This is a genomic window from Roseobacter sinensis (genome assembly GCF_025755255.1).
GTDB lineage: Bacteria > Pseudomonadota > Alphaproteobacteria > Rhodobacterales > Rhodobacteraceae > Roseobacter > Roseobacter sinensis.
The window spans coordinates 167,692-193,928 of the sequence record NZ_JALIEB010000003.1; the positions used below are offsets into that span (position 1 = coordinate 167,692).

Consider the following 26,237-nt stretch of genomic DNA (forward strand, 5'->3'; position numbering starts at 1 on the left):
AAAATACCGTCTATTCAAACAGGGGGTGCCATGTCGTCGAACCGGCCGAAGATACTGTCGCTTTCACAGCTCAGCCAGGGACAGGACTGGCGCCTCAACCTCGTGCATGACCATCCCGATCACCTGCTTGTCTGGGTCACCCGCGGGCAGGGGCGCGTGCTGATGGACGGCCAGCGCCGCGGTGTCGGCACTCACAATGCGCTGATCATCCCCGCGTGCCATCTGTTCTCGCTCGACCTCGGGCGGCAGGCGATTGGCCAGGTGGTCGTGATCCCGGGGGAGACCGGCCTCGCGATGCCGCAGATCCCGCGTCTGCTGCGGATCCGGGATGCCAGTGCAATGAACGAGCTCAACGGCCTGATCGAAGCCGCGAGCCGGGAACAGGCCAGCAATCGCCCGCTCTGCGCCCAATCCATGGACGCTTTCGGGGCGCTGATTTCGGTCTGGATCCAGCGGCAGCTGGCGCTGGAGGAGCACGCACCCGATCCGCAGAACGCGGCGGTGCGCCTCTGCGGTGCCTATTGTGCGCATATCAACGCGCATTTCTCGGCGCCCATGACCATGTCGGACCATGCCGCAGCACTTGGCGTGACGCCCACACATCTCTCGCGCGCCTGCAAGGCGGCCACCGGCAAGACGGCGGCGGAACTGTTGACCGAGCGGGTGCTGCACGAGGCGCGCTGTCTTCTGTCCGGAACGGATGTGCCGGCGCAGGACATCGCCCGGCACCTCGGATTCGGCAGTGCCGCCTATTTCACCCGCTTCGTGCAGCAGCACACGAATGCGACGCCAACGGCGCTGCGCAAGGCCTCGGCCACCGCTCTGAAGGCCGCCTGAGCCCGCGCGCGGCGCCTTGGGCGCCGCGGAGGAAGCATCGGTTTGCGACCCCCAAGATGTCGCAAATGTGCAAGTATCCGGCGCAAGCCTCCATTGACGCCTCCCCCCAACTCATGCCTGATAGGCCCAGAATACAAACTGGCCGTGCTGGATTGCGGTCCAAAACCGGGTGCGGATCAACGACTCCGGCCTGACAACAGGGGCACTGATGGGACTCTTCATTCTCAGACGCCTGGGCGTCATGTTGCTGACGGCCTTGTGCCTGACGTTCATCGTCTTCTGGCTCACCAATCTCTACCCGAACCTTGAAAAGCTCGCCAAGACGCAAGGCAATTTCCGGATGTCGGACGAGGCCGTGGCCAGCTATCTGGACAAGAACGGCTATCTCGAGCCGCTGCCGGTGAAGTTCGGCCAATGGCTCGGCGTGCTGCCGGGCTGGGTCAAGGAGGTCGACGGCACCGAGACCGGCAAGTGTTTCAACGCCGGCACGCCCGTGGAGGCGCGCCCCACCTTCTGCGGGGTTCTTCAGGGAGACTGGGGCTCTTCCACCGTCTTCAAGGCCGATGTGGGCGGGATCGTCGCTGAACGGTTGGGGCTCACCGGCAAGCTGATGTTCTTCGTGATGCTGCTGATGGTGCCCATGGCGCTGCTGATCGGGGTGCTGGCGGGGATGCGCGAGGGCTCGCGGCTCGACCGGTCGCTCTCGACCTTGTCCATCGCCTCCACGGCGACGCCGGAATATGTCTCGGGCGTGATCTTCATCGCCGTCTTCGCCTCCTCCGCAGGCTGGAAGATCTTCAACGGCTCGGCCACCAGCGCCATGGAGGACGCCACCTTCGTCAACTTCACCCTGCCCGTGGTGACTATCGCGCTGTACGGCATGGGCTACATCGCGCGGATGACGCGGGCCAGCATGACAGAGGTGATGACCGCGCAATACATCCGCACCGCAAGGCTGAAGGGCGTGTCCTTCGGCAATATCGTGTTGAAACACGCGCTCAGGAACGCGCTGATCGCGCCCTTCACCGTGATCATGCTGCAGTTTCCGTGGCTGCTGAACGGTGTGGTGATTGTCGAGACGCTCTTCAACTACAAGGGCTTCGGCTGGGTGCTGGTGCAGGCTGCCGGCAACAACGACATCGAACTTCTGCTGGCGGTCTCCGTCGTCTCCGTGATCGTGGTTCTGGCGACACAGCTGATTTCCGACATCGGCTACGTCTATCTCAACCCGCGCATCCGCATCTCGTAAAGGAGTCCGTTCATGGAACCGTTGACATGGGGTGAGATTTTCGTCCGGGTGGTCCTGCAGCTGACGCCGGTCTGGATTGCGTTGGTTGTGATCTTCGCACTGTCGATCACCTTCAAGCGTCGGCTCGGCCTCTACGGCAAGCTTTTTGACAGCACCGTCGGCATGATCGGCTTCGGGCTGGTGATGTTCTGGGTCTTTGCCGGCATCCTCGGCGGGCCGTTGGACATGATCGTGACCCACGATCCGCTGAGCCAGATCTCGGGCATGAAGAACAAACCGCCCGGGACCGCGCTGCTGAGCCCTGACGAAGGGCAATACGAATACTTCCTTCTGGGCGGTGACAATCTGGCGCGCGACGTCTTCAGCCGGGTGATCAAGGGCGCCTGGATCGTGGTGCAGATCGCGCCGATGGCCACGCTCTTCGCCTTCATGGTCGGCATCACGCTCGGCCTGCCAGCGGGGTACTATGGCGGCCGGCTCGACACGGTGCTGTCGTTCCTGGCGAACCTGATCCTCGCCTTCCCGGTGATCCTGCTCTTCTACCTGTTGGTGACACCCGAGATCGTGCTGACCGGCATTCCGAACTACATGGCGCTCTTTCTCTTCGTCTTTCCGCTGGTCTTTGCCACGATCCTGCTGAACTCGCGCTATCACACGCAACCAAAGGTGCGTACGCCGCTTCTGATTGCGGTGATCGGTTTGTTGGGGTGGCTCTACCTGTCGCTGGTCTCGACCAATGGCGCTGTGGTGGCGACGCCGGACTACCGCATCGTCGGACTGCCGACATTCGTCGATCTCTTCGACATAGACCCTGGCATTCTGGTGGTCTTCGTCTCGGTGGTCTTCGTGAACTCGCCCACGGTCTTCCGGATCGTGCGGGGGCTGGCGATGGACATCAAGACCCGCGACTATGTGGCCGCGGCCCAGACCCGCGGCGAAGGCCCGTGGTACATCATGCTGTGGGAGATCCTGCCGAATGCGCGTGGGCCGCTGATCGTCGATTTCTGCCTGCGGATCGGCTACACCACCATACTGCTGGGCACTTTGGGCTTCTTCGGGCTGGGTCTGGCGTCGGAAAGCCCCGACTGGGGCACGACGATCAATTCCGGCCGGCAGCTGTTGCGCGCATTCGTGCACCCCGCCGTGGTGCCGGCGGTGGCGCTGCTGACCATGGTGCTGGGCCTGAACCTGCTGGCGGATGGGCTGCGCGAGGAGAGCTTGCGCGACTGATTGAAACGGCCGGGGGCTGTCTGCCCCCGGACCCCCGAGGATATTTCTGGCCAGAAGAAGCGATCAATCGCTCTGGCACTCCGGAGAGGAGATGGACATGCCGAAGACCGACTACGATGGTCCCATTCTCGAGATCGACAAGCTATCGATCTCCTTTTTCACCCGGCTGCGGGAGATCCCGGCGGTGATGGACTTCTCGGTCAAGGTTGCACCCGGCGAGGCCGTGGGTCTGGTGGGAGAGAGCGGCTGCGGCAAATCCACCGTCGCCTTGGGCGTCATGCAGGATCTGGGCAAGAACGGGCGCATCGTGGGTGGCTCGATCACCTTCAAGGGCCGGGATCTCAGCGCGATGAGCGCGGACGAGTTGCGTACCATCCGCGGTAGCGAGATCGCGATGATCTATCAGGAGCCCATGGCCTCGCTGAACCCGGCGATGAAGATCGGCAAGCAACTGATGGAAGTGCCGATGATCCATCAAGGCATGTCCGAGAAGGATGCTTATGAGCGCGCCTTGCAGGTGGTGACGGATGTGAAGCTGCCGGACCCCAAGCGCATGCTGAACTCCTTTCCGCACCAGCTGTCCGGCGGGCAGCAGCAGCGCATCGTGATCGCGATGGCGTTGATGTCGGAGCCATCGCTTCTGATCCTCGACGAACCGACGACAGCGCTCGACGTGACGGTGGAGGCCGCGGTGGTCGAGCTGGTCAAGGATCTCGGCAAGAAATACGGCACCTCGATGCTGTTCATCTCCCACAACCTCGGGCTTGTGCTCGAGACCTGCGACCGCATCTGCGTGATGTATTCCGGCGAGGCGGTAGAGCGCGGCTCCATCGAGGATGTCTTCGACAAGATGCAGCACCCTTATACGCAGGCGCTCTTTCGCTCGATCCCGCTGCCGGGGGCGGATAAGAACGCCCGCCCGCTGGTGGCGATCCCCGGCAACTTTCCCTTGCCTCATGAGCGGCCCAAGGGGTGTAACTTCGGGCCGCGCTGCGACTATTTCGAAGCCGGGCGCTGCGATCAGGGGTTCATCCCGATGCAGCAGGTCGATGCCGACGCGCGGCACGAGACGCGCTGCCTGCGGTTCCGGGAGATCGATTGGGCCGCCCCGCCGGATGCCGGCGATGCGAAAGCCAAGCCCGAGGCGGGGGACGTGGTGCTGAAGATGGACAACCTCAAGAAATACTATGAGGTCGCGGCCAACGCGATCTTCGGTGGTGGCAACAAGAAGGTCGTGAAGGCCAACGAAACGCTGAGCTTCGAGGCGCGCGAGAGTGAGACGCTGGCCATCGTGGGTGAATCCGGCTGCGGCAAGTCCACCTTCGCCAAGGTCCTGATGGGGCTGGAGACGGCGACCGAAGGCGAAATCCTGCTCGGCAACCGGCCCATTCAGGACATTCCCATCGAGGCGCGCGACACCAAGACCGTCTCGGACGTGCAGATGGTCTTCCAGAACCCGTTTGACACGCTGAACCCCTCGATGACCGTGGGACGGCAGATCATGCGTGCGCTCGAGATCTTCGGCATCGGCGAGAGCGACCGCGACCGCCGCGACCGCATGCTCAAGCTGCTCGATCTGGTCAAACTGCCGCGTGAGTTCGCCGATCGCATGCCGCGGCAACTCTCGGGCGGGCAGAAGCAGCGGGTCGGCATCGCTCGTGCCTTTGCGGGGGATGCGAAGATCGTGGTGGCGGATGAGCCTGTCTCGGCGCTCGACGTCTCGGTGCAGGCGGCGGTGACCGATCTGCTGATGGAAATCCAGCGCGAGCACAAGACGACGCTGCTCTTCATTTCGCACGACCTCAGCATCGTGCGTTATCTCAGCGACCGCGTGATGGTGATGTACCTGGGCCATGTGGTGGAACTGGGCACCACCGATCAGGTCTTTGCCCCGCCCTACCACCCCTACACCGAGGCGCTGCTCTCGGCGGTGCCGATTGCGGACACGTCGGTGAAAAAGAAGCACATCGTGCTGGAGGGTGACATCCCGTCGGCGATGAACCCGCCCACCGGGTGCCCGTTCCAGACGCGCTGCCGCTGGAAGAGTGAGGTGGCAGGCGGGCTCTGTGAGAAGGAGGTGCCGCCGGTGCGCGTGCTGGCGGGCAATCACCAGATCAAGTGTCATCTCAGCGACGAAAAGCTGGCCGAGATGGAGCCTGTGATCGAGGTGGGTGTTGCTGCGCAATAGCGGAAGATGGGGGCGGCGCAGGCCGGGGGAAGAAAACCTGCGCCGCCAGCACGTCGAGCCACGGGGCGGCGGCATCTCGGTGCGATCGGAGTGAAGCGGCGGAATACCCCGCCACCTCAATGCTTTAGCTGCCGGTGTTGATGTCTTCTTCGGGCAGCATCTCGACGACCCGGTCCGCAAAGGCGGTCAGCATCGCGTCGTAGAAGTCGTCCTGGCTGGGCGGAATTGCGACATAGCCAGCAGGCACGGCGCTTTCGTCCGTATGGGCGGAGAGACGGATCGTTTCGACGACCTGACGGCTACCGCCTTCGAAGCTCACGAAGCCTTCCAACTCGTTGAATTCCGCGCTGTCCGGCAAGATCGTGTCGCCATCGAGGCTCACACGCTTGATCTTCACGGTCAGGGTCGGGTCGGACGGGTCGTTGCTCAATGCATCGATACGCTCGATCAGGGCGCGCTCCAGATCTTCCGCAATCGTTGGATAGAGGTCCAGTGCGTTGCTGCCCTGCGGCGCTTCAATCTTCGCCTGTACATCAATGTCATTAACGCCGGCAATCGCGCCAGAGGCAGCCAGTGCAGCGAGGCTCACAGTTGCGGCGATGGTTGTCTTCTTCACAAAATCGAACATCAGAAATGCTCCTTTCAGGTCCGTCATGCAAGCGGCGCGGTGTGCGGCGCTGCGATATGGCCAGAACGGAAGCGGCGCGGAAATGGTTCCGCATCGGCCTGTCCGGGATGTGGACGAGACCGGGCCCGAAGGTGCCTTTGGTACACGCCCGGACGGCAAAAATGTATTTTTTTCAATCGCCTGTGGTGATGAAGGCCATCAGCGGGAAAACGCTGATCAGACAGAGGCTGCGGCCGTCAGATCATCATCGTCACGACAAGGCCGGTCAGGTAGCTGAGGGAAAACAGCGCGAAACCGGGCCGTTTGCTCGCGACAACCAGGGAGGCCAGCATCAGCAGCGGGGCCAGTGCCAGGGCCCCCAGCGACGGCAGGAACATCATCTGGTTGAGCTCGGTCCCCGGACCCCAGGGTGAGTTCTCGGACGTCAGCCCCGTCAGCATCACTGCGGCAAGCGCCCCCAGCACGGAGCCGAGCGCAATGGGCTGAAGGTGATCGAAGATGCGCAGGCGCCGACGCGCCTTTCGCCGGATTGCCTTTGGCACCGGCTGAGAGCGCAGCGCGCGGATCGGGGCCTTCTCGCGCGCAGGCGCAAGCCCCTCATGGGCGCGGTTGATGCGTTCGATACGTGCGTGAAATCCAGTTGTCGCCATTCTGTCATCCCGTCATTCGTTTACCGGACTCTGGCGTCGGATTCGGGCGGCACTATGACGGCTGGAAGGAGCGATTGTGACATGCGGCGGACAGGCGAGCAGACGCAGAGGCCCCTTACCGGCCTGCGATGACTTTCACGTAGTTCTTGGTCTCGCGGAAGGGGGGGACGCCGCCGTATTTCTTCACCGCGCCCGGGCCTGCATTGTACGCAGCAAGCGCCAGCCGCCAGGTGCCGAAGGTGCGGAACTGTTCCTTCAGATAGCGCGCACCACCGTCCAGGTTCTGCTCAGGGTCGAGCGGGTCGACCCGTAGGCTGCGGGCGGTCTGCGGCATGAGTTGCGCAAGCCCCAGCGCGCCCTTGTGCGACTTCGCGCGCGGGTTCCAGTTCGATTCCTGCTGGACCAGCCGCAGGAAGAGATCTTCCGGCACCCCATGCCGGCGCGCTGCATCCTTGGCCATCTGCAGATAGGCACCGCGGTAGCGGCCGTTATACTGCGGCGTGGCCCATTTGCTCGGCGTGTGGACCGTCGGCGGCTGCAGCCGCACAGAGTTGTTGTATTGGCTCGCGGCGCGTGTATCGAGGATCTTCTTCTGTGCCGCAAAGAGCTTGGTTCGGCTCTTGCTCGACATGGTCTGGGCCGCGACAGGCACGCTCGTTGCTGCAAAGGTCAGGACCAGCAGTGCGCTGCCCAGCCGATGTCCCCATGATGTCGCCCGATCACCCATGCAAAGCGCAATACCCCGGATTGCGCTTGCATTCCAGCCTTTTGCGCGCTCTGACCGAGAGTTCAACCCAGGGTGTTAAGTGCGTGGTAAGCACCTTGCGGTCAGTGTAGGTTTAATCAAATTGTACGGACCGGGATTCGGCAACGGCTCTCGCGGTGACACGACAGCAAGCAAACGAAGGGGGGCGCAATGGCCGGCTCTGTGAACAAGGTAATTCTTATCGGCAATCTCGGGCGCGACCCGGAAGTGCGCAGCTTCCAGAACGGCGGCAAGGTCTGCAACCTGCGCATCGCCACCTCGGAGAATTGGAAAGACCGCAACACTGGCGAACGCCGGGAAAAGACCGAGTGGCATACGGTTGCGATCTTTTCCGAACCGCTGGTGCGGGTGGCCGAGCAGTATCTGCGCAAGGGTTCCAAGGTGTACATCGAAGGCCAGCTGGAAACCCGGAAATGGCAGGACCAGTCGGGACAGGATCGCTACTCCACCGAGGTGGTGCTGCGCCCCTACCGGTCCGAGCTGACGATGCTCGATGGCCGCGACGGCGGCGGTGGCATGAGCGGCGGCGGTGGCGGCGGCTCCATGGGGTATGACGACCGCGGTGGCGAGAGCTATGGCGGCGGGTCCAGCCCGGCGCCCTCGCGCGACCTGGACGATGAAATCCCCTTCTGAGCCCAGTCTCACAGTGCGTCTGCTGACCCAGCAGGACGCGGACGCGCTAACAGCCCTCTACAACGAGCTGACCTTCGGACCCAAGACGGCCTGTACTCATGATGTGCTGGCGGTGCTGGCGCATCCGGGCACAACGATCCATGGCGCGTTGGCGGCGGATCGGGTGATCGGCATGGTCACGCTGCACATCCTGCCCAATGTCACCTGGGACGGACGGCCTTACGCGCTGATTGAAAATGTGGCGACAGCGGGGGATTGGCGGTGGCGGGGCATCGGGCGGCGGGTGATGCAGTCGGCAATCGACCATGCCCGCACTCAGAAGGTCTACAAGATCATGCTGCTCACCGGCCAGAAGCGCGGGGCGCGGGGGTTCTATGAGGCGCTGGGGTTCGACTGCGAAGACAAGCACGGTATGGTGATGCGCTGGGACTAGTCAGCAGGCCAAGAGTTCGCGCGACAGCGGAGCGCATTTGCTAAGAGGTTCCTGTGGCTGCCCTCCCCGTCTATGCTGCAGCGGTGTGAGAATGAGACCGCATCCGATCCTGACACCACGCGCAAAGGGCATCGCCCGACCTGGAGGGCGTTTCCGGCGGTATCACGGTGGACCGCATCGACACCAAGACATACGTGCTGCTAACCGCGACGTCGCGAAATCGCCCTCCGGGGGGAGGTCGGGCGATGCCCGGCGGTGCCGCCGGGCGAGACATCTGAAAGTCGCGCGCTCAAGTCATGAAACACGGAACAACTGTGCCTTCGCAAGCCTAAACCGCCACCGCCAGCCCATCCTCCAGCACCCCGCGCACCATCTCCCCCGGCACATCCGAGGTGACGAAGGCCTCGCCGATCCCGCGCGCCAAAATGAACCGCAGCGTGCCCTGCACCACCTTCTTGTCCTGCGCCATGAGCCCCAGGAGCGCCTCTGCCCCCGGGAGATCGCCAGGAATATCGGCCAGATCCGTCTTCATACCCATCGCTTTGAGATGCGCGCGCACACGGCTCGGGTCTTCCTGGCTGCAGAACCCCAAGCGGGACGACAGTTCGAAGGCCAGCACGCAGCCGATCGCCACGCCCTCCCCGTGCAAGAGCCGGTCGGAATAGCCCGTCGCCGCCTCCAGCGCGTGGCCGAAAGTGTGCCCTAGGTTCAGGAGCGCGCGGTCCCCCTGCTCCGTCTCGTCTCGGGTCACGATGTCGGCCTTCATCTGCACCGAACGGCGCACCGCCTCGACTCGCGCGGCCATATCACCCGCGGCGAGCGCCGGGCCCTGCCCCTCGAGCCACTCGAAGAAGCCGGCATCGCCGAGCAGCCCGTATTTCACGACCTCGCCATAGCCCGCGAGGAAGTCACGCGGCGCGAGCGTGCCCAGCACCTCCGTATCCGCCAGTACCAGTGACGGCTGGTGAAAGGCGCCGATCAGGTTCTTGCCCTGCGCCGCATTGATCCCGGTCTTGCCCCCGACGGAGCTGTCCACCTGCGCCAGCAGCGTCGTGGGGATCTGGACAAAACGCACGCCGCGCCGCAGGATCGCAGCGGCGAAACCAGCCAGATCGCCGATCACCCCGCCACCGAAGGCGACCACCACATCGCCGCGCTCGACCCGCTGGTCGAGCAACCAGCCCACGCTCTGCTCCAAAGGCCCCCAGGATTTCGTAGCTTCCCCCGCGGGCAGCGCCAGTGCCTCGGACGCGATGCCCTCCGCGGCAAGGCCCGCCGTCAAAGCCTCCAGATGCAGGCTCGCCACGGTCTCGTCGGTCAGGATGCTCACCTTCGGGCGCGAGAGCAGCGGTGCAATCTCTGCCCCCGCCCGCGGGATCAGCCCCGGCCCGATCCGCACCTCATAGGCCCGCCCCGGCAGATCCACTGTGACGGTTTCACGCATCGCCGCACACCAGAACATCAGCCCGGGTCAGCAGGACCTCGGCCACGCGCTTGGCCATCTGTTCGATGGCCACGGGTGGTGCGCAGGGCACCCGCAGATCGGCCTTGGCGTATTCCGGCACGCGCGCGGCGTAGAGCTCGGTGAGTGTCGCCTTGGGATCGGGTGTGCGCAGCAATGGCCGGGTGTCGCGGTGGCGGACGCGGCTCCACAACAGCTCGAGATCAGCGTCGAGCCAGACTGCAACGCCATGGGCCGAGATGTTGGCCCGGTTGACCTCCGAGAGAAACGCGCCGCCGCCTGTCGAGAGAACGCAGGGCCTGCCGCCGAGCAGGCGCGAGATCACCTCGGCCTCCCGGGCGCGGAAGAACGGCTCTCCATCGCGGGCGAAAATCTCCGGCACGGTCATGTTGGCCGCGGCCTCGATTTCCTGGTCCGAATCGAGAAACGGCACCTGCAACAGCTGCGCGAGCGCCCGGCCCACCGCCGTCTTGCCCGCGCCCATCATGCCCACCATCACCACGGTCTTTTTCAACATAAATGCCGCCGTGTGGTTCCCTTCGGTCACGGATTGCTGAAATTCGCTCATATTTCTCTGAATGACGTGATATTGCACAAAAGGCCATATATATATTCGGAAAAACAGGCAGGCAAATAAGGCAGTACAACAATGTTTCGCCTCTTCAAGCTTTTGGTCTTTCTCCTCGTTGTGGGGGGCATCGGGCTGGTCGGCTACGCCTATGTGGGCCCGTTTTTCGGAGCCGATTTCTCGGCGCCACAAGACGAGGTGCGCGTGCCCGTGACGCTGGATGCGGATTAGGCCGCTTGCATATCTCTGGGCATTGACCACAGCAGGCACGCTCGGCGCACAGGAGGCACCGCTCTCCGTGATCGACTGGGTGCAGCAGAACCCTGATCAGCCCGCGATGACGTCGGTTGCCTTGCCCCGAGGCGAGCCGCCGGTGGCCGCGTCGGGTGTGGTCCCGACGGTTGACGTCAAACCGCTCGATCAGGAGGCCACCCGCATCATCGGGCTGGTGCCGGCCAATGTGACCGGCCTGCCGCAGGACCTCTGGAAGGCAAGTGATCCCGAACGCCTCAGCCGCCAGTTGACCGCTCTGCCCGACTTCCGTCTGCCTGCCGCGCAGGCGCTTCTCTTCACCGCGCTGTTGACCGAGGCCGAGGCGCCGGGCCGCGATGCCGAAGAGGAAGATCTCTTCACCCTGGCTCGTGTGGAATCATTGCGCCGCTACGGTGCGCTCGACCCGGCCCAGGCGCTGATCGAGCAGGCAGATGTGACGCGCGACACCGCGCATTTCGCCGCCTACATGGATCTCGCGCTGCTGACTGGCGAGGAATGGCGGGCCTGCAGAACGCTGAGCGCACACCCCGCCCTCGCCCCGGGATTGGCGGCGCGCATCTTCTGCGCGGCGCGCCAGGGCGATTGGGCCACCGCGGCGCTGCTGTTCGACACCGGGCGCGCTCTGGACGCGATGAGCCCGGCGCAGATCGACCTGCTCGACCGGTTCCTGCACCCCGAAGCCTTCGAGGATGCGCCCCCGTTGCGGCCCGCCCGCGACATCACGCCCCTGCTCTTCCGGCTGCATGAAGCGATTGGCGAGCCGCTGCCCACACGGTCGCTGCCACGCGCCTTCGCCGTTGCGGACCTGCGCGATCTGGCCGGTTGGAAGGCGCAGCTCGAGGCCGCAGAGCGCCTGGCCGAGACCGGTGCGCTGCCCGACAACCGCCTGCTGGGCCTCTATTCCGACCGCCAGCCTGCCGCGTCCGGCGGCGTCTGGGATCGCGTCCGGGCGATCCAGCAACTCGACACCGCGCTTGCAACCGGCTCGGGGGCGGCGGTGGGCAAGACGCTCCCCGCCGCCTGGGCGGCAATGCAGCAGGCGGGCCTCGAGACCACCTTCGCCGGGCTCTTCGTCCCCCGCCTCTCACGCGTCCCTCTCGATGGGCGATCCGCCGAACTGGCAGAGACCCTGGCGCTGCTGTCACCCGACTATGTCGCTGCGGCACAAGGGAGCGATCGCGCGTTTCTGAAGGCCGTTGCGGTTGGCGATCCCTCGGGCATGGCCGTCGGGGATGAGATCGCCCGCGCGATCCGCGATGCGTTCGCACCCGATGCAGCCCGATCCGAGCTGCTCGTGCAGGCGCGCAGCGGCCAGCTCGGCGCCGTGATCCTGGAGACGCTGGTGCTGCTCGAGGATGGGGCTGCCGGAAACACCCCGGCGCTCACCCAGGCTCTCGCGACCTTGCGCGCATTGGGGTTCGACGACACCATGCGCAGAGCCAGCCTTCAGATCCTGCTCTTGGAGCGTTTCGGATGAGCGCGCGGGGGAACTGGATCTCTGCCTTTCTCGAGGCGCAGGCGGCCGAGTTGGGCGCGGCACGCAACACGCTTCTGGCCTATGGGCGCGACTTGCAGGACTTCGAAAGCTGGCTGGTCGACCGGGACAGCGATTTCGAGGCGGTGCAGAAGGTCGACGTCGAGGCCTACCTCATCCATTGCGACGCGCACGGGCTGTCCCGGGCGACCCGGGCGCGGCGGCTTTCGGCGATCAAGCAGCTTTATCGGTTCGCTTTCGAAGAAGGCTGGCGCAGCGAGAATCCCGCCATCCAGATCGCTGGACCCGGGCGCGACAAGCGTCTGCCGCAGACTCTGTCCGAAGAGGAGGTCGACCGGCTGCTCGAGGCCGCCCGCGCCTCGGGACGCTCCGAACGCGACCGCGCGCGCAACACCTGCCTGATGGAGTTGCTCTACGCGACGGGCATGCGTGTCTCGGAACTGGTCAGCCTTCCGGTCAGTGCGGCCCGCGGCGATCCGCGGATGCTGCTGATCCGCGGCAAGGGCGGCAAGGAGCGTATGGTGCCGCTGTCCCCGCCGGCACGCGAGGCGCTGGCCGATTGGCTCAAGGTGCGCGACGCGATGGAGGACACGCGCCGGGCCGAGCGCAAGCCGCCGTCGAAATACCTTTTCGTTTCACACAGCGCTGCGGGGCATCTCACGCGTCATCGTTTCTATCTGCTGATCAAGGAATTCGCCGTGGCCGCGGGCGTCTCGCCCTCCAAGGTGACGCCGCACACGCTGCGGCACGCCTTCGCGACGCATCTGCTTGCCAATGGCGCCGATCTGCGGTCGATCCAGACGCTGCTCGGCCACGCCGATGTCGCCACCACCGAGATCTACACGCATGTGCTGGAAGCGCGGCTGTCAGAGCTGGTGCTGACCCATCATCCGCTGGCCAAGGAGGGCGAGCGTAAGTCTTCCGGCAAGATCTCCTCGGACGGCCAATAGCCCGTGAGAAGCCCCGCATCATAGCCTTGCGTCAGCCCGGCGCGCCGCATCTCGGCTGCGGCGGCCTCCGCATCATAGCGCAGCCGGTGAATGCGCATCTCGCCACCGTCCAGCACGCCAAAGCGGGTCTGTTGCCGCCCGTCGTGGGGCGGTATCCCGATCACGCCCGGGTTCATCCAGAAGCCGCGTCCGGTCTCTCGGAGGAAGGCCAGCCCGCAGTGCCCAGCGATCACATGATCGACCGGTCCGATCTCGGCCTCGATCGCGTCCCATTCCTCATCGAAGACCGCTTCGGCATCATTCGGCCAGATGAACCGTGCCACATCCGTCATGCCGCCGTGGATCACCGCATAGCGCGCGCCCTGATGGCGAAAACTCACGATGTCCGGGCAGGCCCGCATCCACGCGCGCGCGGCCTCATCCACATGCGCGCGTGCATAGGGGTACCAGCCGAGGCTCAGCATGTCGCAGGTGCTGCCCTCTTCGAAGCCGCAGCCGCACTCAATCGCGCCCGCCCCGATCTGCTTTTCGCAATTGCCTGCCACCACCGCAGCCCCACTCTGCCGGATGAGCTCCACGCAGACCTGGGGCGCTGCACCATAGGCCACGATGTCGCCGGTGCAGATCATCTGCGCGCCCGCAATGCCGCGCGCGGCGGCCTCGCCGAGCAGTGCCCGCGTGGCCTGCGCGTTCGAGTACGGCCCGCCAAAAAGCAACACTGGCCCGTTGATCACGCCCAGATCACGCAGCATGCGCTGCTCCCGACTTGAATGCGGCAGGTGTCATGCCCATAACCAATGCAATCTCATCTTAGGGTAACATTCCAAATGGAAACGGCGACGGCAACGCTTGATGGCGCATTCTGGCTCACGGCAGGCGGGATTTTGTTTCTGCTTGTTCTGTCAGGCTTTTTTTCGGGCTCTGAGACGGCGCTGACCGCTGCCTCGCGCGGCAAGCTGCGGGCGCAGGCCGACAAGGGCTCCAAAGGGGCGCAGCGCGCGCTGCGGATCACCGAGGACAACGAGCGCCTGATCGGTTCGGTGCTGCTGGGCAACAACCTCGTGAACATCCTCGCCGCGTCGCTCGCCACTGCAATCTTCACCCGTGCCTTCGGCGAAAGCGGCGTGGCGCTGGCCACGCTGGTGATGACCCTTCTGGTGCTGATCTTCGCCGAGGTGCTGCCCAAGACCTATGCGATCACGAATTCCGAGAGCGCAGCCTCCATGGTGTCCGGCCCGATCTCGATCGTGGTACTGGTGTTCTCCCCCATCGTCGCAGCCGTGCGCCTGCTGGTGCGCGGCGTGCTGCGCATCTTCGGCGTCAGGATCGACCCGGACAGCAACATCCTCGCCGTGCGCGAAGAGATCGCCGGCGCCCTGCACCTGGGCCACTCCGAAGGCGTCGTCGAGAAGGAGGACCGTGACCGTATTCTCGGCGCGCTCGATCTTGGCGACCGCGTGGTGGAAGAAATCATGCTGCATCGCTCCAATATCGAGATGATCAACGCGGAGGACGATCCGCAGAGCATTCTCGAGCAATGCCTCACCTCCAGCCACACCCGCCTGCCGCTCTATCTCGACGACCAGGAAAACATCATTGGCGTGATCCACGCCAAGGACCTGTTGCGCGCCATGTACAAGATCATCGGCGGCCCCGATGGCGATGCCGCCAAGCTGCGCGACTTCAAGATCACCGAGGTGGCGATGGAGCCCTATTTCGTGCCCGAAACCTCGACGCTGGATGAGCAGATGCGCCAGTTCCTGCGGCGGCACACGCATTTTGCGCTGGTGGTCGACGAGTATGGCTCGCTGCAGGGGCTGATCACGCTGGAGGACATCCTCGAAGAGATCGTGGGCGAGATCACCGACGAATTCGACCCCGGCGACGATCAGGCCGTGCGGCCCGGGCCCGATGGGCAGTTCGTGGTCGACGGTGCGATGACGATCAGGGACCTGAACCGGGCCACCGACTGGAACCTGCCCGATGACGAGGCCAACACCGTGGCCGGGCTGGTGATCCATGAGGCCCAGATGATCCCCACCAAGGGCCAGGTCTTCTCGTTTCACGGCTTCCGTTTCGAGGTTATCGCCCGCGACGGCAACCGCATCACCGAGCTGAAGATCCGCCCGCTCTGAGGCTTAGGCAATTTCCGCAGTGCGGGACACAGTTGCCGTTCGCCCCGCTTGCGCCAATGACTGTTTTCTCACGACGGCCTAAAGCCTAAGTACCAGAGGACAGTGGTCAGAGATCTCGGGGTCGTAGATCACTTCGAAGCTGCGGACAGCCTCTTCCTGGTCGATCAGCATGTAATCCGCAAATTTTCCGGGCTTCTTGTACTGGGAGTTGCGCGTGCTATCGAAACCTCGTCCCGTCACAAGTTCCGAGAACCCCGCTTCAGCCAGTATCGCAAGCGTTTCGCCGTCAGGCTCCACGTTGAAATCGCCGCAAATTACATTCAGATCACCGGGTGCGGAAACCTGTCGGGACAGCTCGAGCAGTTTTCTGGCCTGTTCAGCGCGTTCGGGCGTGTCCATTTTTCCGTTGAGGTCCCGCAGGCCATGCATGTGCGCAACGCTTACGGATCGATCAGCAGCATAGTCATACACACGAACGCCGTGCGCACTCCGGGATCGGGGATGGTCACCGTAGCCGACCGGCGAATAGTCCTTGTGCACGAAACCCTGCACCTGCCCAATGATCGGAAGCGCGCGATGCACGAATGTCGCGAGCCCCCATTGTGACGGGATTGACTGATCCCCGTCCCAAAGCACGCCCTGAGCGGCTGGGCAGAACACAGCCTGATGATCCTGCAGAGCTTGGGACACGTCCCGAAACAAGTTCGCCCTTTGCGGAAGAACATGATCGCCGTCTCGGTACGTTAGCCAGTCCTTTTCCGTGGTGGGGCTATGAATGACTTCCTGAAGGCAGAGGATTTCGGGAGCCTCGTTCGACAGATACGGCAGCAGCTCTTCGTGGAGTTTTCCACCCCATCCGTTCAGGCACATGACTTTCAAAACGTAAATCCCATCCCGGCGTCATCTTTCCATGGGCCGTTGGCAAATGACCCGAATTTCGACCAACGTTCCTTCGGTAATCAACTCCGTCGTGCCGATACAAGACCACGCCGGATAAGGTGCTGCAACGAACTCGTTCTTCACCTTGATGAAGGCATCTAGGTGCTTGCGCAGGTCCACGTGGTAGGTCGTCATTTCAACGACGTTTTCCCATGACAAGTCACCGGCGGCCAAGGTGTCTGAAAGAAATGAGAACGCTTCGCGGAACTGCTCCTCTGGGTCGTCAGAAACGGTTCCATCAGGTCTGCAACCGGTCGCGCCGGAAAAGAAGATGTAGCCCCGAGTGTCGAGACCAGGAGAAAGATGCCACTGATCGTGGAAATGCGAAAATGCGGGTGCCGAGAAGGTCTGGCGCATGATGCCTCCTGATTTTCGGCGCACATTGGAGTGGCCAATAGCTGGTACAACCCGTTTCTTGCGCAAATCATCTTTGCAGACATTCCTGCGTTTTGCAGCATCAGTCAAAGTGGGCTCAAAGCCCTCCGTACGGACGATCGGGCGTGCAACGGCCGGGACCTTGGCCAAAACAGATCCTCAGCACCGTGGCGAGACACCTGACCCTAAGATGTCTCGGGCCTCTCGCCGGCACCGCGCTCCTCCAGGATCTCGTCGATCAGCCCCCAGTCCAGCGCCTCCTCCGGGGTCATGAAATTGTCCCGGTCCATGCCCTTTTCGAACTCTTTCGCCGTCTTCTTGCAGTGCTTGGCGTAAAGGCGGATCATGCGCTCCTTGGTCTGCCGGGTCTCCTCGGCGTGAATGAGGATGTCCGTCGCCTTGCCTTGGTACCCACCTGCGGGCTGGTGGATCATCACATTCGCATTCGGCAGTGCCGCACGGTGCCCCGCCGCCCCCGCCATCAACAGGAAGGAGCCCATCGACCACGCCGTGCCCATGCACAGCGTATGCACCGGCGCGCGGATGTATTGCATCGTGTCGTACATCGCAAAGCCACTGCTCACCACGCCGCCGGGCGAGTTGATATACATATGGACCGGCTTCTTCGGATTGTCCGCCTCCAGAAACAGAAGCTGCGCGCAGACGAGTGCCGAGACCTGGTCGTTCACCTCGCCGTTCATGAAGATGATCCGTTCGCGCAGCAGGCGGGAATAGATGTCGAACGACCGCTCTCCACGGCTCGACTGTTCGACCACCATGGGGACGAGTTGCATCGTATCGCGCATCGGCGAATCTCCTTTTTCACAGGTTTTCAGGTGGTTAAAGCGTCAGGCCGCCATCTTCAGGCCCGGCCCATTGGTGTTCGCCACCTCAGTCGGCGTTCGGGTCATCCGGTGGACCACACGCAGCCGGGTTCCGCCCCGTTCATTCGGGCTGATCTCGAAGCTGACCCGGCTGTCCGGCCACGGCGCCTCCTCTTTCATGTCGTAGGAAACGCGTGCGCCCCTCTCCACCGGCGTCGGATCGGCCAGGTCTTCAGTGGGCAGCCATTGCTCGCGGAACTCCGGGATCGTGACCGCCCGCCGAACTTTCTCGGGCGGTGCGTCGAGGTCGTAGTCGAGCACGAGGTCGGTCTCATCCGTCATTGATCCATCTCCTTCAGAAGGGCGCGCAGCGCATCGATCCGGGCGGGCCAATAGGCGCGGTACTTGCCCAGCCACAGCGCGATTTCCGCCAGCCCGTCGGGGTTCACCTCGTAGTTCACGTAGCGCCCCTGCCGCTCTTCCCGCACCAGCCCGGCCCCACGCAGCACCGACAGATGCTGCGACATCGCGGGCTGGCTGATCGCGATTCCCTCGCGCAAGGCGCTCGCGTTCATCGCCCCGGTCGAGAGCTTGTCAAAGATGCGGCGGCGTGTCGGGTCGGCCAGCGCTTTGAAGATATCGTCCTGATCCATGGAATCACATAAGCACATACTTATGTGATTGGCAAGTGAGAGGCTTCGACGCAGATCTGAAACGCCAACACGTTACGCCAGGGCAGCGCCCGACGGTGCCCGTCGGTCGAAAGATTTCAGCAGTTCACCTCAGGCCCCCCGGCCTAAGCCCTGAGCCGCGCCCCCTCCGGATCAAACGGCGGTGCCTCGAGGATCACCGCCTTATGCGGCCGCCCCAGTACCATGACATCCACCTCATCGTTCGGGCCTGCATTCTTTACGAACCCTAGCGCGAGGCTCATGCCCACCGAATAGCCGTAGGCGCCCGAGGTCACCCGCCCGATGCCCTGCCCGTCCTTGAAGATCGGCTCGCCCCCCGTGGCATCCGCCTGCGAGGCATCGGTCTCGGCGCCATCCAGCGCCAGCAGCACCAGCCGCTCGCGCGCGTCCTGCGCCAGCGTCTCCGCCACCGCACCCTTGTTGAGAAAGTCCTTCTCCATCCTGCAGAGCCGCTCAAGCCCCACCTCCTGCGGCCAGTATTCCGGCGAGTACTCGCGGGACCAGCTGCCATACCCCTTCTCGATGCGCAGCGACATCAGCGCGCGGCTGCCCACCGGGCCCGCGCCCACGGCCTCGCCCGCCTTCAGCAGTAGCTCCCACAGCCGCGCCTGATCGCCCGCCTCGCAGTGCAGTTCCCAGCCCAGATCGCCGGTGAAGCTGACCCGCAGCGCCAGCACCCGGACCCCGCCGATCTCGATCCGGCGGCTTGTCATGAAGGGGAAGTGCTCCGTCGCCAGCGACGCATTCGTGAGCCGCTGCAGCATCTCGCGCGACTTCGGGCCGGCCACGTTGAAGCCGCAGATGGCCTCCGTCCGGCTTTCGAATGTCGTGCCCGCGGGCAGCGGCACCTGCTTGAAAAACCGCTGATGATAGCGCTCCGCCATGCCGGAGCCGATCACCCAGAACTCCTCATCGCTCACGCGCGTCACCGTGAAATCCCCTGCGATCCCCCCGCGCTTGCCGATGAGCGGGGTCAGGCACGACCGTCCCACGGCACGCGGCATCCGGTTGGCGAAGATCGCGTTCAGCCAGTCTTCCGCCCCCGGCCCGGCACAGCGGTATTTCGCGAAATTCGAAATGTCGATGATCCCTGCCCGCTCGCGCAGCATCCGGCACTCCGCGCCCACAGGCGCGAACCAGTTCTGCCGCGTGAATCCCTCCGTCTCCGCCTGTCCCGGTTCAACTCCGTACCAGAGTGGGTGCTCCCAGCCATAGTTCAGCCCGAAGACAGCGCCCGCCAATTTCTGTGTCTGATAGACCGGACGGGTGCGTACGGGTCGCCCCGCCGCGCGTTCCTCATTGGGGAAGTGGATCTTGAAGCGGTTGGCATATTGGTCGCCCACCCGCGCCTTGGTAAAGGCCGCATCGGCCCAGGTCCCGAACCGTGCCACATCCCAGGCGAACATGTCATATCGCGTCTCGCCGGTGACGATCCAGTCGGCGGCCAACAGCCCCATGCCACCCGACTGCGAAAAGCCGGGAATGATCCCGTTACAGCAGAAGTAATTGTCCAGCTCCGGCACCGGACCGAAGAGCACATTCGAATCGGGCGACCAGATCATCGGCCCGTTGATCACCCGTTTGATGCCCGCCGCGCCCACCGCCGGCACCCGCTCAATCGCCCGCAGCATGTTCTCCTCGATCCGCTCCAGATCGTCCGCGAAAAGCTCATGCCCGAAGCCCTGTGGCGTGCCCTCTTCCGCCCAGAAGCGCACGTCTTTCTCATAGGCGCCCACCAGCAGGCCCTTGCCCTCCTGGCGCAGATAATACTCGCCGTCCCGGTCCGCGACCGAGGGCAGGCGCCGGTCCAGGGCATCGATCTCCGCAATCGTCTCGGTCACGAAATACTGATGCTCGGTCGGCTGCAGGGGCAGCGTCAAGCCCGCCAGAGCCGCCACCTCGCGCCCCCAGAGCCCGGCGGCGTTCACCACCCAATCGGCGCGAATGTCGCCCTTGGCCGTGCGCACGATCCAAGACCCATCCGCCTGCGGCTCGGTGCCCGTCACAGGACAGAAGCGCACAATCTCAGCCCCCGCGGCCCGCGCCCCCGCCGCATAGGCATGGGTCACCCCCGAGGGGTCCACATTGCCGCCGTCAGGCTCCCACATGATGCAGCGGATGCGGTCGAAGTCGACGAGCGGGTGCAACCGCTCCGCCTCGTCCCGGCTCACCTCGTGGAAGTTCATGCCATAAAGCTTCGCCTTCGCCGCCTGCAGCCGCAACTGATGCTCGCGCGCCTCCGTCTGTGCGAGGTACAGCGAGCCCGGCTGGAACACCCCGCAACTCTGCCCTGTCTCCGCCTCCAGGTCGTTGTACAAATTCATCGTGTAGTGCTGAATGCGGCTGATATTGGTGCTGTCATGCAGCCCGTGAATGTTCGCCGCCGCATGCCACGTCGACCCGCTGGTTAGCTCATCGCGCTCCAGCAGGACCACATCCCGCCACCCCAGCTTGGTCAGATGATAGAGGATCGAGCAGCCAATGACGCCGCCTCCGATGACAACGGCCTGAGCATGGGTGCGCATGGGGCGGGTCCTTTATGCGATGTCCTGCCGCACACCCTGCCGCAGCGCATCTCGTCTGGATTGCGCAGGCGCGACATATTCCGTCGCGGTCGGACAATCGCTGCACGAAGAAACGCCGGACGCAGACGGGACCGGACAGGCGGATACCCGCTGCTCTTCAAGGCACGCAGGTTGTCGGACAGCAGCACCCCGAGGCATGTTGTTGACGCGCCGCCGTGACACGCTTTCGGACGCCAAGGAAAGGACACCGACATGATGCCTCGAGCCCTCGCCAGCACCTTGATCTTTTGCCTTCTGGCCTCGAGCGCCTGGGCGGACCTGATCGTGATCAATGGGCGGTATGTCGTTCCGAAAGAGTCGGTCCGCGGATACTTCTACCGCCAAAGCAACCAGCAGATGGTGTTCGACATCCGCTGGAGCGACTGGTCCACGCAGTACAGATGCGATGACGAATATGACCAGACGCGGATCCTGGCTGCTTCCCTGAACTTCGTCATGGAAGTGGACGAGGCAGACGCTTTGGATTTCGGCGAATTCCTCGAAGGCCAGGGCTTCAACGGCTGCGCAAAGTTCTAGCCGCGCGTCGGCGCGCTCCCGCCCCCGACGAAATGGACATGCGAAATCACGGTGGGCCCTGCGGTCCCCGGCCCCATGTGCGATGCCCTGGTCGCGACGGCGTTGAGACCCATGCGCCGCTGCTCGCTTGCTGTGCCCAGCCGAGGCCGCGATCGGCTCAGCGATCCACTGGATTGACGTCCGGCCAATCATGGACAATAGTTATCCATGATTCGACGAAGGCATCACAGATGAAACTGAGCGACGGCATAGAACAGGCCCTGCATTGCGCCACGCTTCTCGCGGCCCTGCCCGACGGCGGTCTGCTGTCGGCCAAGTCCATGGCGGAATTTCACGGGGTCTCCATCAGCTACCTGCTCAAACACCTGCAGGCGCTGTCGAAGGCGGGCCTCTTGCAGACCGAGCCCGGCCCCCGCGGTGGTTACAGCCTGGCGCGCAGGCCCGATGAGATCACTCTGCTCGACGTGGTGCTCGCTGTCGAAGGGCCGGAGCCCGCCTTTCGCTGCAAGGAGATCCGCCAGAACGGCCCCGACCCGCTGCCGGCGAAACACTTCAAGGCGCCCTGCCAGATCAACGCGGCGATGCTGCGTGCCGAACGCGCCTACAGGGCCGAGTTGCGTCGGGTGACGCTCGCCGACCTGCTGGCGGAGCTTTCCGAGGCCGATACCGATGGACGTATCGCGGCCCGCGGATGCGCCTTCTTCGACACACATATCCGACACCCCAAGCCTGAGAGGACCAACCGATGACCCAACGCCTTGACTACATGACCGCCGCGCCCGACGCCGTGAAAGCCGTCTATGGGCTGGAGCACTACATCGCCAGCCAATCAGGTCTTGAGCCGCGGCTCATTCACCTGCTGAAACTGCGCGCTTCGCTGATCAACGGCTGCGCCTACTGCGTCGACATGCACACGCGCGAGGCCCGCAAGGATGGCCTTTCTGAGCAATGGATTGCCCTTGCGGGCGTCTGGCACGAAGCCGCGGTCTACACCCCCCGCGAACGCGCGCTGCTGGCCTGGACCGATGCGCTGACCAACATCGCACAGAGCGGCGCGCCGGATGCGGCCTATGAGGCGATGTGCGACCACTTCACGGAGACGGAGATCACCAATCTCAGTGTCGCGATCAGCACGATCAACGTCTGGAACCGCCTCGCCGTCGGCTTCCGGATGCAGCACGCCGTGGACCGCGCGGCCTGACCTGCGCAAGACGCTCGAGCGCGCCGATGGAATAAGCACGGCGGGCCTCTTGTAGTCGCCTCAGCCGATGCCGATCTGCACTCAGGGCAGCATCGCGAAGAGGTGAAAGATGTCCGCGGTTGGCTTCATCCTGTTGGGTCTGGCGGGTCTCATCCTCGGGGGCGAGATGCTTGTGCGCGGGTCGGTCTCGGCGGCCAAGGCCTTCGGGATCTCGCCCATGGTGATCGGCCTCACTCTGGTCGGCTTTGGTACCTCGACGCCGGAACTGGTGACGAGCCTTCAGGCGGCGCTGAGTGGCTCCTCCGGCATCGCGATCGGCAACGTCGTCGGCAGCAACATCGGCAATATCCTGCTGATCCTCGGCCTTGCAGCCCTCCTCGCCCCCATTGTCGTGACACCGGCCGCCATTCGACGCGACGGCGCGGTGATGCTGGCGGCCACGGCGCTCGCCGGGGTGGTCTTCCTTCTGGGTGACATCGGGCGTCTGACCGGCCTGCTCTTCGTCGCGGCTCTTGCGAGCTACCTCACCGCGACGCTTCTTGCGGAACGGCGCGCGGCCCGCTCGGCGGCCGGTGCCGTCTATGCCGCCGAAGCGGAGGCGGTACCCGGCCCGGACACCGGCCTTGCCCTGTCGCTCGCGCTGGCCGCAGGCGGGCTGGTCCTGACCATCGTCGGGGCCCGGTTTCTGGTAAGCGGCGCGGTCAGCACAGCTGAGGCCGCGGGGCTTTCCGAAACGGTGATCGGCCTGACCATCGTCGCCATCGGCACCTCGATGCCGGAACTTGTGACCTCGGTCATCGCGGTCCGCAAGGGCCAGGGCGAGGTGGCCCTGGGCAATGTCATCGGCAGCAACATCTTCAATCTTCTGGGGATTCTCGGCGTCACGGCCTTGGTGCAGCCGATGCGCGTGCCGCCCGAGATCCTGCGGCTCGATCTCTGGGTCATGGCCGGCGCGAGCGTTCTGCTCGTCGTTTTCGCCCGCACCGGGTGGCGCATCGGACGGCGCGAGGGTGCAGTACTGCTCGCGCTCTATGTGGCCTATCTCATCTGGGTGCTCCTCTGATCCGGTCAGCGTCGCGCAGGACCGGCCACCTGCCTTCTGAAACCGGCAAGATCTGTCGTTTCTGAAACAGCCCAGGTGGCGCGGCGTTCGGAGAGTGGCCGCGTCGAACCTTGGAGGCGCCCATGCAAACCACCACCCGTGTCGCGATCATCGGAGGCGGCGTTGTCGGCTGTTCGGTGCTCTATCATCTGACGAAACTCGGCTGGCCGGACGTGATGCTGCTGGAGCGATCCGAGCTGACGTCTGGCTCAACCTGGCACGCCGCGGGTGGGTTCCATACGCTCAACGGCGACACCAACATGGCGGCTCTGCAGGGTTACACGATCAAGCTTTACAAGGAATTGGAAGAGATCACCGGCCTGTCCTGCGGGCTCCACCACGTCGGGGGCGTGACGCTGGCCGACAACCGGGACCGCTTCGACATGCTGCTGGCCGAGCGCGCCAAGCACCGCTTCATGGGGCTGGAAACAGAGATCGTCGGACCGGACGAGATCAAACGGATCGCCCCAGTGACCAACATCGACGGTATTCTCGGCGCGCTCTACGATCCGCTCGACGGCCACCTCGACCCCTCGGGCACCACCCACGCCTACGCCAAAGCCGCGCGGATGGGCGGTGCGACCATCGAAACCCACTGCATGGTGCGCGAGACCAACCAGCGCGCCGACGGCACCTGGGATGTGGTCACCGACAAGGGCACGATCCACGCCGAGCATGTCGTGAACGCCGGTGGGCTTTGGGCGCGCGAGGTCGGCGCCATGGCTGGCATCTACTTCCCGCTGCACCCGATGGAGCACCAATATCTGGTCACCGACGAGGTGCCGCTCATTTCCGAGCTGATGGCCGAGGGGCGTGAGCATCCGCATGTGATGGACCCTGCGGGTGAAAGCTACCTGCGCCAGGAGGGCAAGGGCCTCTGCATCGGGTTTTACGAGCAGCCGTGCCGACCCTGGGCGGTTGACGGTACCTCGTGGGCGTTCGGGCAGGACCTGCTGCCAGATGACTTTGACAAGATCGAGCAAAGCATTGATTTTGCGTACAAACGCTTTCCCGACTTGGAGCGCGCCGGGGTCAAGAGTGTGATCCATGGCCCCTTCACCTTCGCACCTGACGGCAATCCGCTCGTCGGCCCCGTGCCGGGCGTGCGCAATTACTGGTCTGCCTGCGGCGTGATGGCTGGCTTCTCGCAAGGCGGCGGCGTTGGCCTGATGCTGGCGCAATGGATGATCGAGGGAGAGACCGAGCGCGACACGATGGCGATGGATGTGGCACGCTTCGGCGATTGGATCACGCCGGGGTATACCTTGCCGAAAGTCATTGAAAACTATCAAAAAAGATTCTCCGTCGCTTACCCGAACGAAGAACTTCCCGCAGCGCGTCCCTATCGCACCACTCCGATGTATGACATCTTCTCCGAGATGGGCGCGGTCTGGGGCCAGCAATATGGGCTCGAGGTCGCCAACTACTTCGCACAAGGGGATGAGCCGACCTATGAAACGCCATCCTTTCGCCGTTCCGACGCTTTCGCCGCAGTCGCGCGCGAGGTGAAGGCCGTCCGACAAGCCATTGGAATAAATGAGCTTCAGAACTTCGGAAAGTATCGCGTCACGGGGCCACGATCGCGTGACTGGCTGAACCGCATCATGGCGGGCCGCGTGCCGCCGCCGGGACGGCTCAGCCTGACACCGATGCTGTCGCCCAAAGGCAGGCTGATCGGGGATTTCACAATCTCATGTCTGGGAGCGGAGGAGTTTCAGCTGACCGCCTCTTACGGCGCGCAGGCCTTCCACTGGCGCTGGTTCCTTCAACAGGCAGACGAGGGTGTCACCCTTCAGAACATCAGCGATACCCGGACAGGGTTTCAGATCGCGGGCTCCCGCGCCCGCGATGTGCTCGCTGCGTCCACGCGCAGCGATATCTCGGATATGCGTTTTCTGGACGTCCGGCGCCTGACGGTCGGCATGACGGACTGCATCGTGCAGCGGGTCAGCTACACGGGCGATCTGGGCTATGAGATCTATTGCGATCCTATAGCGCAGCGCGCGCTCTGGTCGACGCTGTGGTCGGCGGGTCAACCGCACGGGATCACCCCCTTCGGCATGCGCGCGATGATGTCGCTGCGGCTCGACAAGTTCTTCGGCAGTTGGATGGCGGAATTCTCGCCGGACTACACCGCGGCGGAAACCGGACTCGATCGTTTTATCTCGTTCAAAAAGAACGAGACGTTCATTGGGCGCACAGCGGCCGAAGCCGAGCGCGAGACCGGCCCGAGCCGCCGGCTGGTGGCCTTTGCCGTCGACGCGGAGGACGCCGATGTTCACGGTTACGAGCCGATCTGGCTCGACGGGGATGTGGTGGGCTTTTGCACCTCGGGCGGCTACTCGCACCATGCGGAGACGTCCGTTGCCCTTGGGTTCCTGCCCGCCGACCGCGCGAGCGAGGCACCCGACGTGGAGATCGAGATCCTCGGACAGATGCGTCCCGCGCGCGTGTTGACGACGCCGCTCTTCGACCCCGATGGCGCGCGTATGCGGGGCTAGCGGGC

At 64.1% G+C, this 26,237-nt stretch carries 27 protein-coding genes; 15 read left to right on the forward strand and 12 right to left on the reverse strand.

Translation table 11 applies throughout. The annotated features are described in order from the left end of the window. The first annotated feature begins 30 nt into the window (after positions 1-30). From MUB52_RS06050 to MUB52_RS06065, 4 genes are all read left to right on the forward strand, one after another. Positions 31-837 carry an AraC family transcriptional regulator gene (locus tag MUB52_RS06050; protein ID WP_263843303.1) on the forward strand — a complete coding sequence of 269 codons (807 nt, stop codon included), beginning with the start codon at positions 31-33 and terminating at the stop codon, positions 835-837. Between the two features lie 208 nt (positions 838-1,045). Continuing rightward, positions 1,046-2,086: an ABC transporter permease gene (locus MUB52_RS06055; RefSeq protein ID WP_263843304.1), complete on the forward strand. Its 1,041-nt coding sequence runs from the start codon at positions 1,046-1,048 to the stop codon at positions 2,084-2,086. Between the two features lie 12 nt (positions 2,087-2,098). Then, complete coding sequence (locus MUB52_RS06060) at positions 2,099-3,316, forward strand: ABC transporter permease (protein WP_263843305.1); 1,218 nt, start codon at positions 2,099-2,101, stop codon at positions 3,314-3,316. 97 nt (positions 3,317-3,413) lie between these two features. Next, positions 3,414-5,504, forward strand: coding sequence for a dipeptide ABC transporter ATP-binding protein (locus MUB52_RS06065; protein ID WP_263843306.1), 2,091 nt, complete (start codon positions 3,414-3,416; stop codon positions 5,502-5,504). 124 nt (positions 5,505-5,628) lie between these two features. Here MUB52_RS06065 and MUB52_RS06070 read toward each other — a convergent pair whose 3' ends face one another. The 3 genes from MUB52_RS06070 to MUB52_RS06080 all read right to left on the reverse strand — a co-directional run bounded on the left by MUB52_RS06070 (position 5,629) and on the right by MUB52_RS06080 (position 7,509). Then, complete coding sequence (locus MUB52_RS06070; protein WP_263843307.1) at positions 5,629-6,132, reverse strand: hypothetical protein; 504 nt, start codon at positions 6,130-6,132, stop codon at positions 5,629-5,631. A 236-nt stretch (positions 6,133-6,368) separates the two neighbouring features. Next, positions 6,369-6,782 carry a hypothetical protein gene (locus MUB52_RS06075; protein WP_263843308.1) on the reverse strand — a complete coding sequence of 138 codons (414 nt, stop codon included), beginning with the start codon at positions 6,780-6,782 and terminating at the stop codon, positions 6,369-6,371. 115 nt (positions 6,783-6,897) lie between these two features. Beyond that, positions 6,898-7,509, reverse strand: coding sequence for a lytic transglycosylase domain-containing protein (locus MUB52_RS06080; RefSeq protein WP_450103977.1), 612 nt, complete (start codon positions 7,507-7,509; stop codon positions 6,898-6,900). Positions 7,510-7,698: 189 nt separating this feature from the next. Between MUB52_RS06080 and ssb the strand changes: the two genes are divergently transcribed. After that, positions 7,699-8,181 (forward strand): single-stranded DNA-binding protein, encoded by a 483-nt coding sequence (ssb, locus tag MUB52_RS06085; RefSeq protein WP_263843309.1) that lies wholly within the window; start codon positions 7,699-7,701, stop codon positions 8,179-8,181. Beyond that, on the forward strand, positions 8,165-8,614 hold the full coding sequence (locus MUB52_RS06090) for a GNAT family N-acetyltransferase (RefSeq protein WP_263843310.1): 450 nt from the start codon (positions 8,165-8,167) through the stop codon (positions 8,612-8,614). The genes ssb and MUB52_RS06090 overlap by 17 nt, the downstream gene beginning before the upstream one ends. A gap of 328 nt (positions 8,615-8,942) precedes the next feature. On the opposite strand, the gene aroB is transcribed toward MUB52_RS06090, so the two are convergent. Both aroB and MUB52_RS06100 read right to left on the reverse strand, forming a co-directional pair. Continuing rightward, on the reverse strand, positions 8,943-10,058 hold the full coding sequence (gene aroB / locus MUB52_RS06095; RefSeq protein WP_263843311.1) for a 3-dehydroquinate synthase: 1,116 nt from the start codon (positions 10,056-10,058) through the stop codon (positions 8,943-8,945). Then, positions 10,051-10,644: a shikimate kinase gene (locus MUB52_RS06100; protein WP_263843312.1), complete on the reverse strand. Its 594-nt coding sequence runs from the start codon at positions 10,642-10,644 to the stop codon at positions 10,051-10,053. The genes aroB and MUB52_RS06100 overlap by 8 nt, the downstream gene beginning before the upstream one ends. Before the next feature lie 81 nt (positions 10,645-10,725). On the opposite strand from MUB52_RS06100, the gene MUB52_RS06105 reads away from it, so the two are divergent. From MUB52_RS06105 to MUB52_RS06115, 3 genes are read left to right on the forward strand one after another with little or no spacing between them, the layout of a single operon-like run. Then, positions 10,726-10,875 carry a hypothetical protein gene (locus tag MUB52_RS06105; protein ID WP_263843313.1) on the forward strand — a complete coding sequence of 50 codons (150 nt, stop codon included), beginning with the start codon at positions 10,726-10,728 and terminating at the stop codon, positions 10,873-10,875. A 22-nt stretch (positions 10,876-10,897) separates the two neighbouring features. Beyond that, positions 10,898-12,394, forward strand: coding sequence for a hypothetical protein (locus tag MUB52_RS06110; protein ID WP_263843314.1), 1,497 nt, complete (start codon positions 10,898-10,900; stop codon positions 12,392-12,394). After that, the gene (locus MUB52_RS06115; RefSeq protein WP_263843315.1) at positions 12,391-13,362 is read left to right on the forward strand and encodes a site-specific tyrosine recombinase XerD; all 972 of its coding nucleotides are present in this window, start codon (positions 12,391-12,393) and stop codon (positions 13,360-13,362) included. The genes MUB52_RS06110 and MUB52_RS06115 overlap by 4 nt, the downstream gene beginning before the upstream one ends. Here MUB52_RS06115 and MUB52_RS06120 read toward each other — a convergent pair. Beyond that, a complete protein-coding gene (locus MUB52_RS06120; protein WP_263843316.1) occupies positions 13,299-14,114 on the reverse strand; it encodes a metallophosphoesterase family protein in 816 nt (271 codons plus the stop codon). The two genes, MUB52_RS06115 and MUB52_RS06120, sit on opposite strands and share 64 nt — an antisense overlap. A 75-nt stretch (positions 14,115-14,189) precedes the next feature. Between MUB52_RS06120 and MUB52_RS06125 the strand changes: the two genes are divergently transcribed. After that, positions 14,190-15,497 (forward strand): HlyC/CorC family transporter, encoded by a 1,308-nt coding sequence (locus MUB52_RS06125; RefSeq protein ID WP_263843317.1) that lies wholly within the window; start codon positions 14,190-14,192, stop codon positions 15,495-15,497. 78 nt (positions 15,498-15,575) lie between these two features. Here MUB52_RS06125 and MUB52_RS06130 read toward each other — a convergent pair whose 3' ends face one another. The 6 genes from MUB52_RS06130 to MUB52_RS06155 form a co-directional block, all read right to left on the reverse strand. Further along, complete coding sequence (locus MUB52_RS06130) at positions 15,576-16,367, reverse strand: endonuclease/exonuclease/phosphatase family protein (protein WP_263843557.1); 792 nt, start codon at positions 16,365-16,367, stop codon at positions 15,576-15,578. 30 nt (positions 16,368-16,397) lie between these two features. Continuing rightward, positions 16,398-16,961, reverse strand: coding sequence for a RidA family protein (locus MUB52_RS06135; protein WP_263843318.1), 564 nt, complete (start codon positions 16,959-16,961; stop codon positions 16,398-16,400). 35 nt (positions 16,962-16,996) lie between these two features. Beyond that, on the reverse strand, positions 16,997-17,617 hold the full coding sequence (locus MUB52_RS06140) for an ATP-dependent Clp protease proteolytic subunit (protein WP_263843319.1): 621 nt from the start codon (positions 17,615-17,617) through the stop codon (positions 16,997-16,999). A 42-nt stretch (positions 17,618-17,659) separates the two neighbouring features. Then, a complete protein-coding gene (locus tag MUB52_RS06145) occupies positions 17,660-17,977 on the reverse strand; it encodes an SRPBCC family protein (RefSeq protein WP_263843320.1) in 318 nt (105 codons plus the stop codon). Next, positions 17,974-18,288, reverse strand: coding sequence for an ArsR/SmtB family transcription factor (locus MUB52_RS06150; RefSeq protein WP_263843321.1), 315 nt, complete (start codon positions 18,286-18,288; stop codon positions 17,974-17,976). The genes MUB52_RS06145 and MUB52_RS06150 overlap by 4 nt, the downstream gene beginning before the upstream one ends. A 143-nt stretch (positions 18,289-18,431) precedes the next feature. Continuing rightward, positions 18,432-20,852 (reverse strand): GcvT family protein, encoded by a 2,421-nt coding sequence (locus tag MUB52_RS06155; protein ID WP_263843322.1) that lies wholly within the window; start codon positions 20,850-20,852, stop codon positions 18,432-18,434. Between the two features lie 252 nt (positions 20,853-21,104). On the opposite strand from MUB52_RS06155, the gene MUB52_RS06160 reads away from it, so the two are divergent. From MUB52_RS06160 to MUB52_RS06180, 5 genes are all read left to right on the forward strand, one after another. Next, positions 21,105-21,428 (forward strand): hypothetical protein, encoded by a 324-nt coding sequence (locus MUB52_RS06160; protein ID WP_263843323.1) that lies wholly within the window; start codon positions 21,105-21,107, stop codon positions 21,426-21,428. A gap of 230 nt (positions 21,429-21,658) precedes the next feature. Beyond that, positions 21,659-22,177, forward strand: coding sequence for an RrF2 family transcriptional regulator (locus MUB52_RS06165; protein ID WP_263843324.1), 519 nt, complete (start codon positions 21,659-21,661; stop codon positions 22,175-22,177). Then, positions 22,174-22,629: a carboxymuconolactone decarboxylase family protein gene (locus MUB52_RS06170; RefSeq protein ID WP_263843325.1), complete on the forward strand. Its 456-nt coding sequence runs from the start codon at positions 22,174-22,176 to the stop codon at positions 22,627-22,629. Before MUB52_RS06165 ends, MUB52_RS06170 begins: the two co-directional genes overlap by 4 nt. Positions 22,630-22,738: 109 nt before the next feature. Further along, positions 22,739-23,692 (forward strand): calcium/sodium antiporter, encoded by a 954-nt coding sequence (locus MUB52_RS06175; RefSeq protein WP_263843326.1) that lies wholly within the window; start codon positions 22,739-22,741, stop codon positions 23,690-23,692. Positions 23,693-23,814: 122 nt separating this feature from the next. After that, positions 23,815-26,232, forward strand: a complete 2,418-nt coding sequence (locus tag MUB52_RS06180; RefSeq protein ID WP_263843327.1) for a GcvT family protein — start codon at positions 23,815-23,817, stop codon at positions 26,230-26,232. Positions 26,233-26,237: the final 5 nt, after the last annotated feature.

Excerpts from the sequence above, each read along its gene's own strand:
- MUB52_RS06125 (WP_263843317.1), top strand. The coding sequence starts at position 14,190 with ATGGAAACGGCGACGGCAACGCTTGATGGCGCATTCTGGCTCACGGCA.
- MUB52_RS06145 (WP_263843320.1), bottom strand. The coding sequence starts at position 17,977 with ATGACGGATGAGACCGACCTCGTGCTCGACTACGACCTCGACGCACCG.
- MUB52_RS06175 (WP_263843326.1), top strand. The coding sequence starts at position 22,739 with ATGTCCGCGGTTGGCTTCATCCTGTTGGGTCTGGCGGGTCTCATCCTC.
- MUB52_RS06070 (WP_263843307.1), bottom strand. The coding sequence starts at position 6,132 with ATGTTCGATTTTGTGAAGAAGACAACCATCGCCGCAACTGTGAGCCTC.
- MUB52_RS06120 (WP_263843316.1), bottom strand. The coding sequence starts at position 14,114 with ATGCTGCGTGATCTGGGCGTGATCAACGGGCCAGTGTTGCTTTTTGGC.
- MUB52_RS06105 (WP_263843313.1), top strand. The coding sequence starts at position 10,726 with ATGTTTCGCCTCTTCAAGCTTTTGGTCTTTCTCCTCGTTGTGGGGGGC.
- MUB52_RS06075 (WP_263843308.1), bottom strand. The coding sequence starts at position 6,782 with ATGGCGACAACTGGATTTCACGCACGTATCGAACGCATCAACCGCGCC.
- MUB52_RS06130 (WP_263843557.1), bottom strand. The coding sequence starts at position 16,367 with ATGTGCCTGAACGGATGGGGTGGAAAACTCCACGAAGAGCTGCTGCCG.
- MUB52_RS06155 (WP_263843322.1), bottom strand. The coding sequence starts at position 20,852 with ATGCGCACCCATGCTCAGGCCGTTGTCATCGGAGGCGGCGTCATTGGC.
- MUB52_RS06050 (WP_263843303.1), top strand. The coding sequence starts at position 31 with ATGTCGTCGAACCGGCCGAAGATACTGTCGCTTTCACAGCTCAGCCAG.
- MUB52_RS06180 (WP_263843327.1), top strand. The coding sequence starts at position 23,815 with ATGCAAACCACCACCCGTGTCGCGATCATCGGAGGCGGCGTTGTCGGC.
- MUB52_RS06055 (WP_263843304.1), top strand. The coding sequence starts at position 1,046 with ATGGGACTCTTCATTCTCAGACGCCTGGGCGTCATGTTGCTGACGGCC.
- MUB52_RS06150 (WP_263843321.1), bottom strand. The coding sequence starts at position 18,288 with ATGGATCAGGACGATATCTTCAAAGCGCTGGCCGACCCGACACGCCGC.
- aroB (WP_263843311.1), bottom strand. The coding sequence starts at position 10,058 with ATGCGTGAAACCGTCACAGTGGATCTGCCGGGGCGGGCCTATGAGGTG.
- MUB52_RS06065 (WP_263843306.1), top strand. The coding sequence starts at position 3,414 with ATGCCGAAGACCGACTACGATGGTCCCATTCTCGAGATCGACAAGCTA.
- MUB52_RS06060 (WP_263843305.1), top strand. The coding sequence starts at position 2,099 with ATGGAACCGTTGACATGGGGTGAGATTTTCGTCCGGGTGGTCCTGCAG.
- MUB52_RS06140 (WP_263843319.1), bottom strand. The coding sequence starts at position 17,617 with ATGCGCGATACGATGCAACTCGTCCCCATGGTGGTCGAACAGTCGAGC.
- ssb (WP_263843309.1), top strand. The coding sequence starts at position 7,699 with ATGGCCGGCTCTGTGAACAAGGTAATTCTTATCGGCAATCTCGGGCGC.
- MUB52_RS06090 (WP_263843310.1), top strand. The coding sequence starts at position 8,165 with ATGAAATCCCCTTCTGAGCCCAGTCTCACAGTGCGTCTGCTGACCCAG.
- MUB52_RS06115 (WP_263843315.1), top strand. The coding sequence starts at position 12,391 with ATGAGCGCGCGGGGGAACTGGATCTCTGCCTTTCTCGAGGCGCAGGCG.
- MUB52_RS06165 (WP_263843324.1), top strand. The coding sequence starts at position 21,659 with ATGAAACTGAGCGACGGCATAGAACAGGCCCTGCATTGCGCCACGCTT.
- MUB52_RS06100 (WP_263843312.1), bottom strand. The coding sequence starts at position 10,644 with ATGAGCGAATTTCAGCAATCCGTGACCGAAGGGAACCACACGGCGGCA.
- MUB52_RS06080 (WP_450103977.1), bottom strand. The coding sequence starts at position 7,509 with ATGGGTGATCGGGCGACATCATGGGGACATCGGCTGGGCAGCGCACTG.
- MUB52_RS06160 (WP_263843323.1), top strand. The coding sequence starts at position 21,105 with ATGATGCCTCGAGCCCTCGCCAGCACCTTGATCTTTTGCCTTCTGGCC.
- MUB52_RS06170 (WP_263843325.1), top strand. The coding sequence starts at position 22,174 with ATGACCCAACGCCTTGACTACATGACCGCCGCGCCCGACGCCGTGAAA.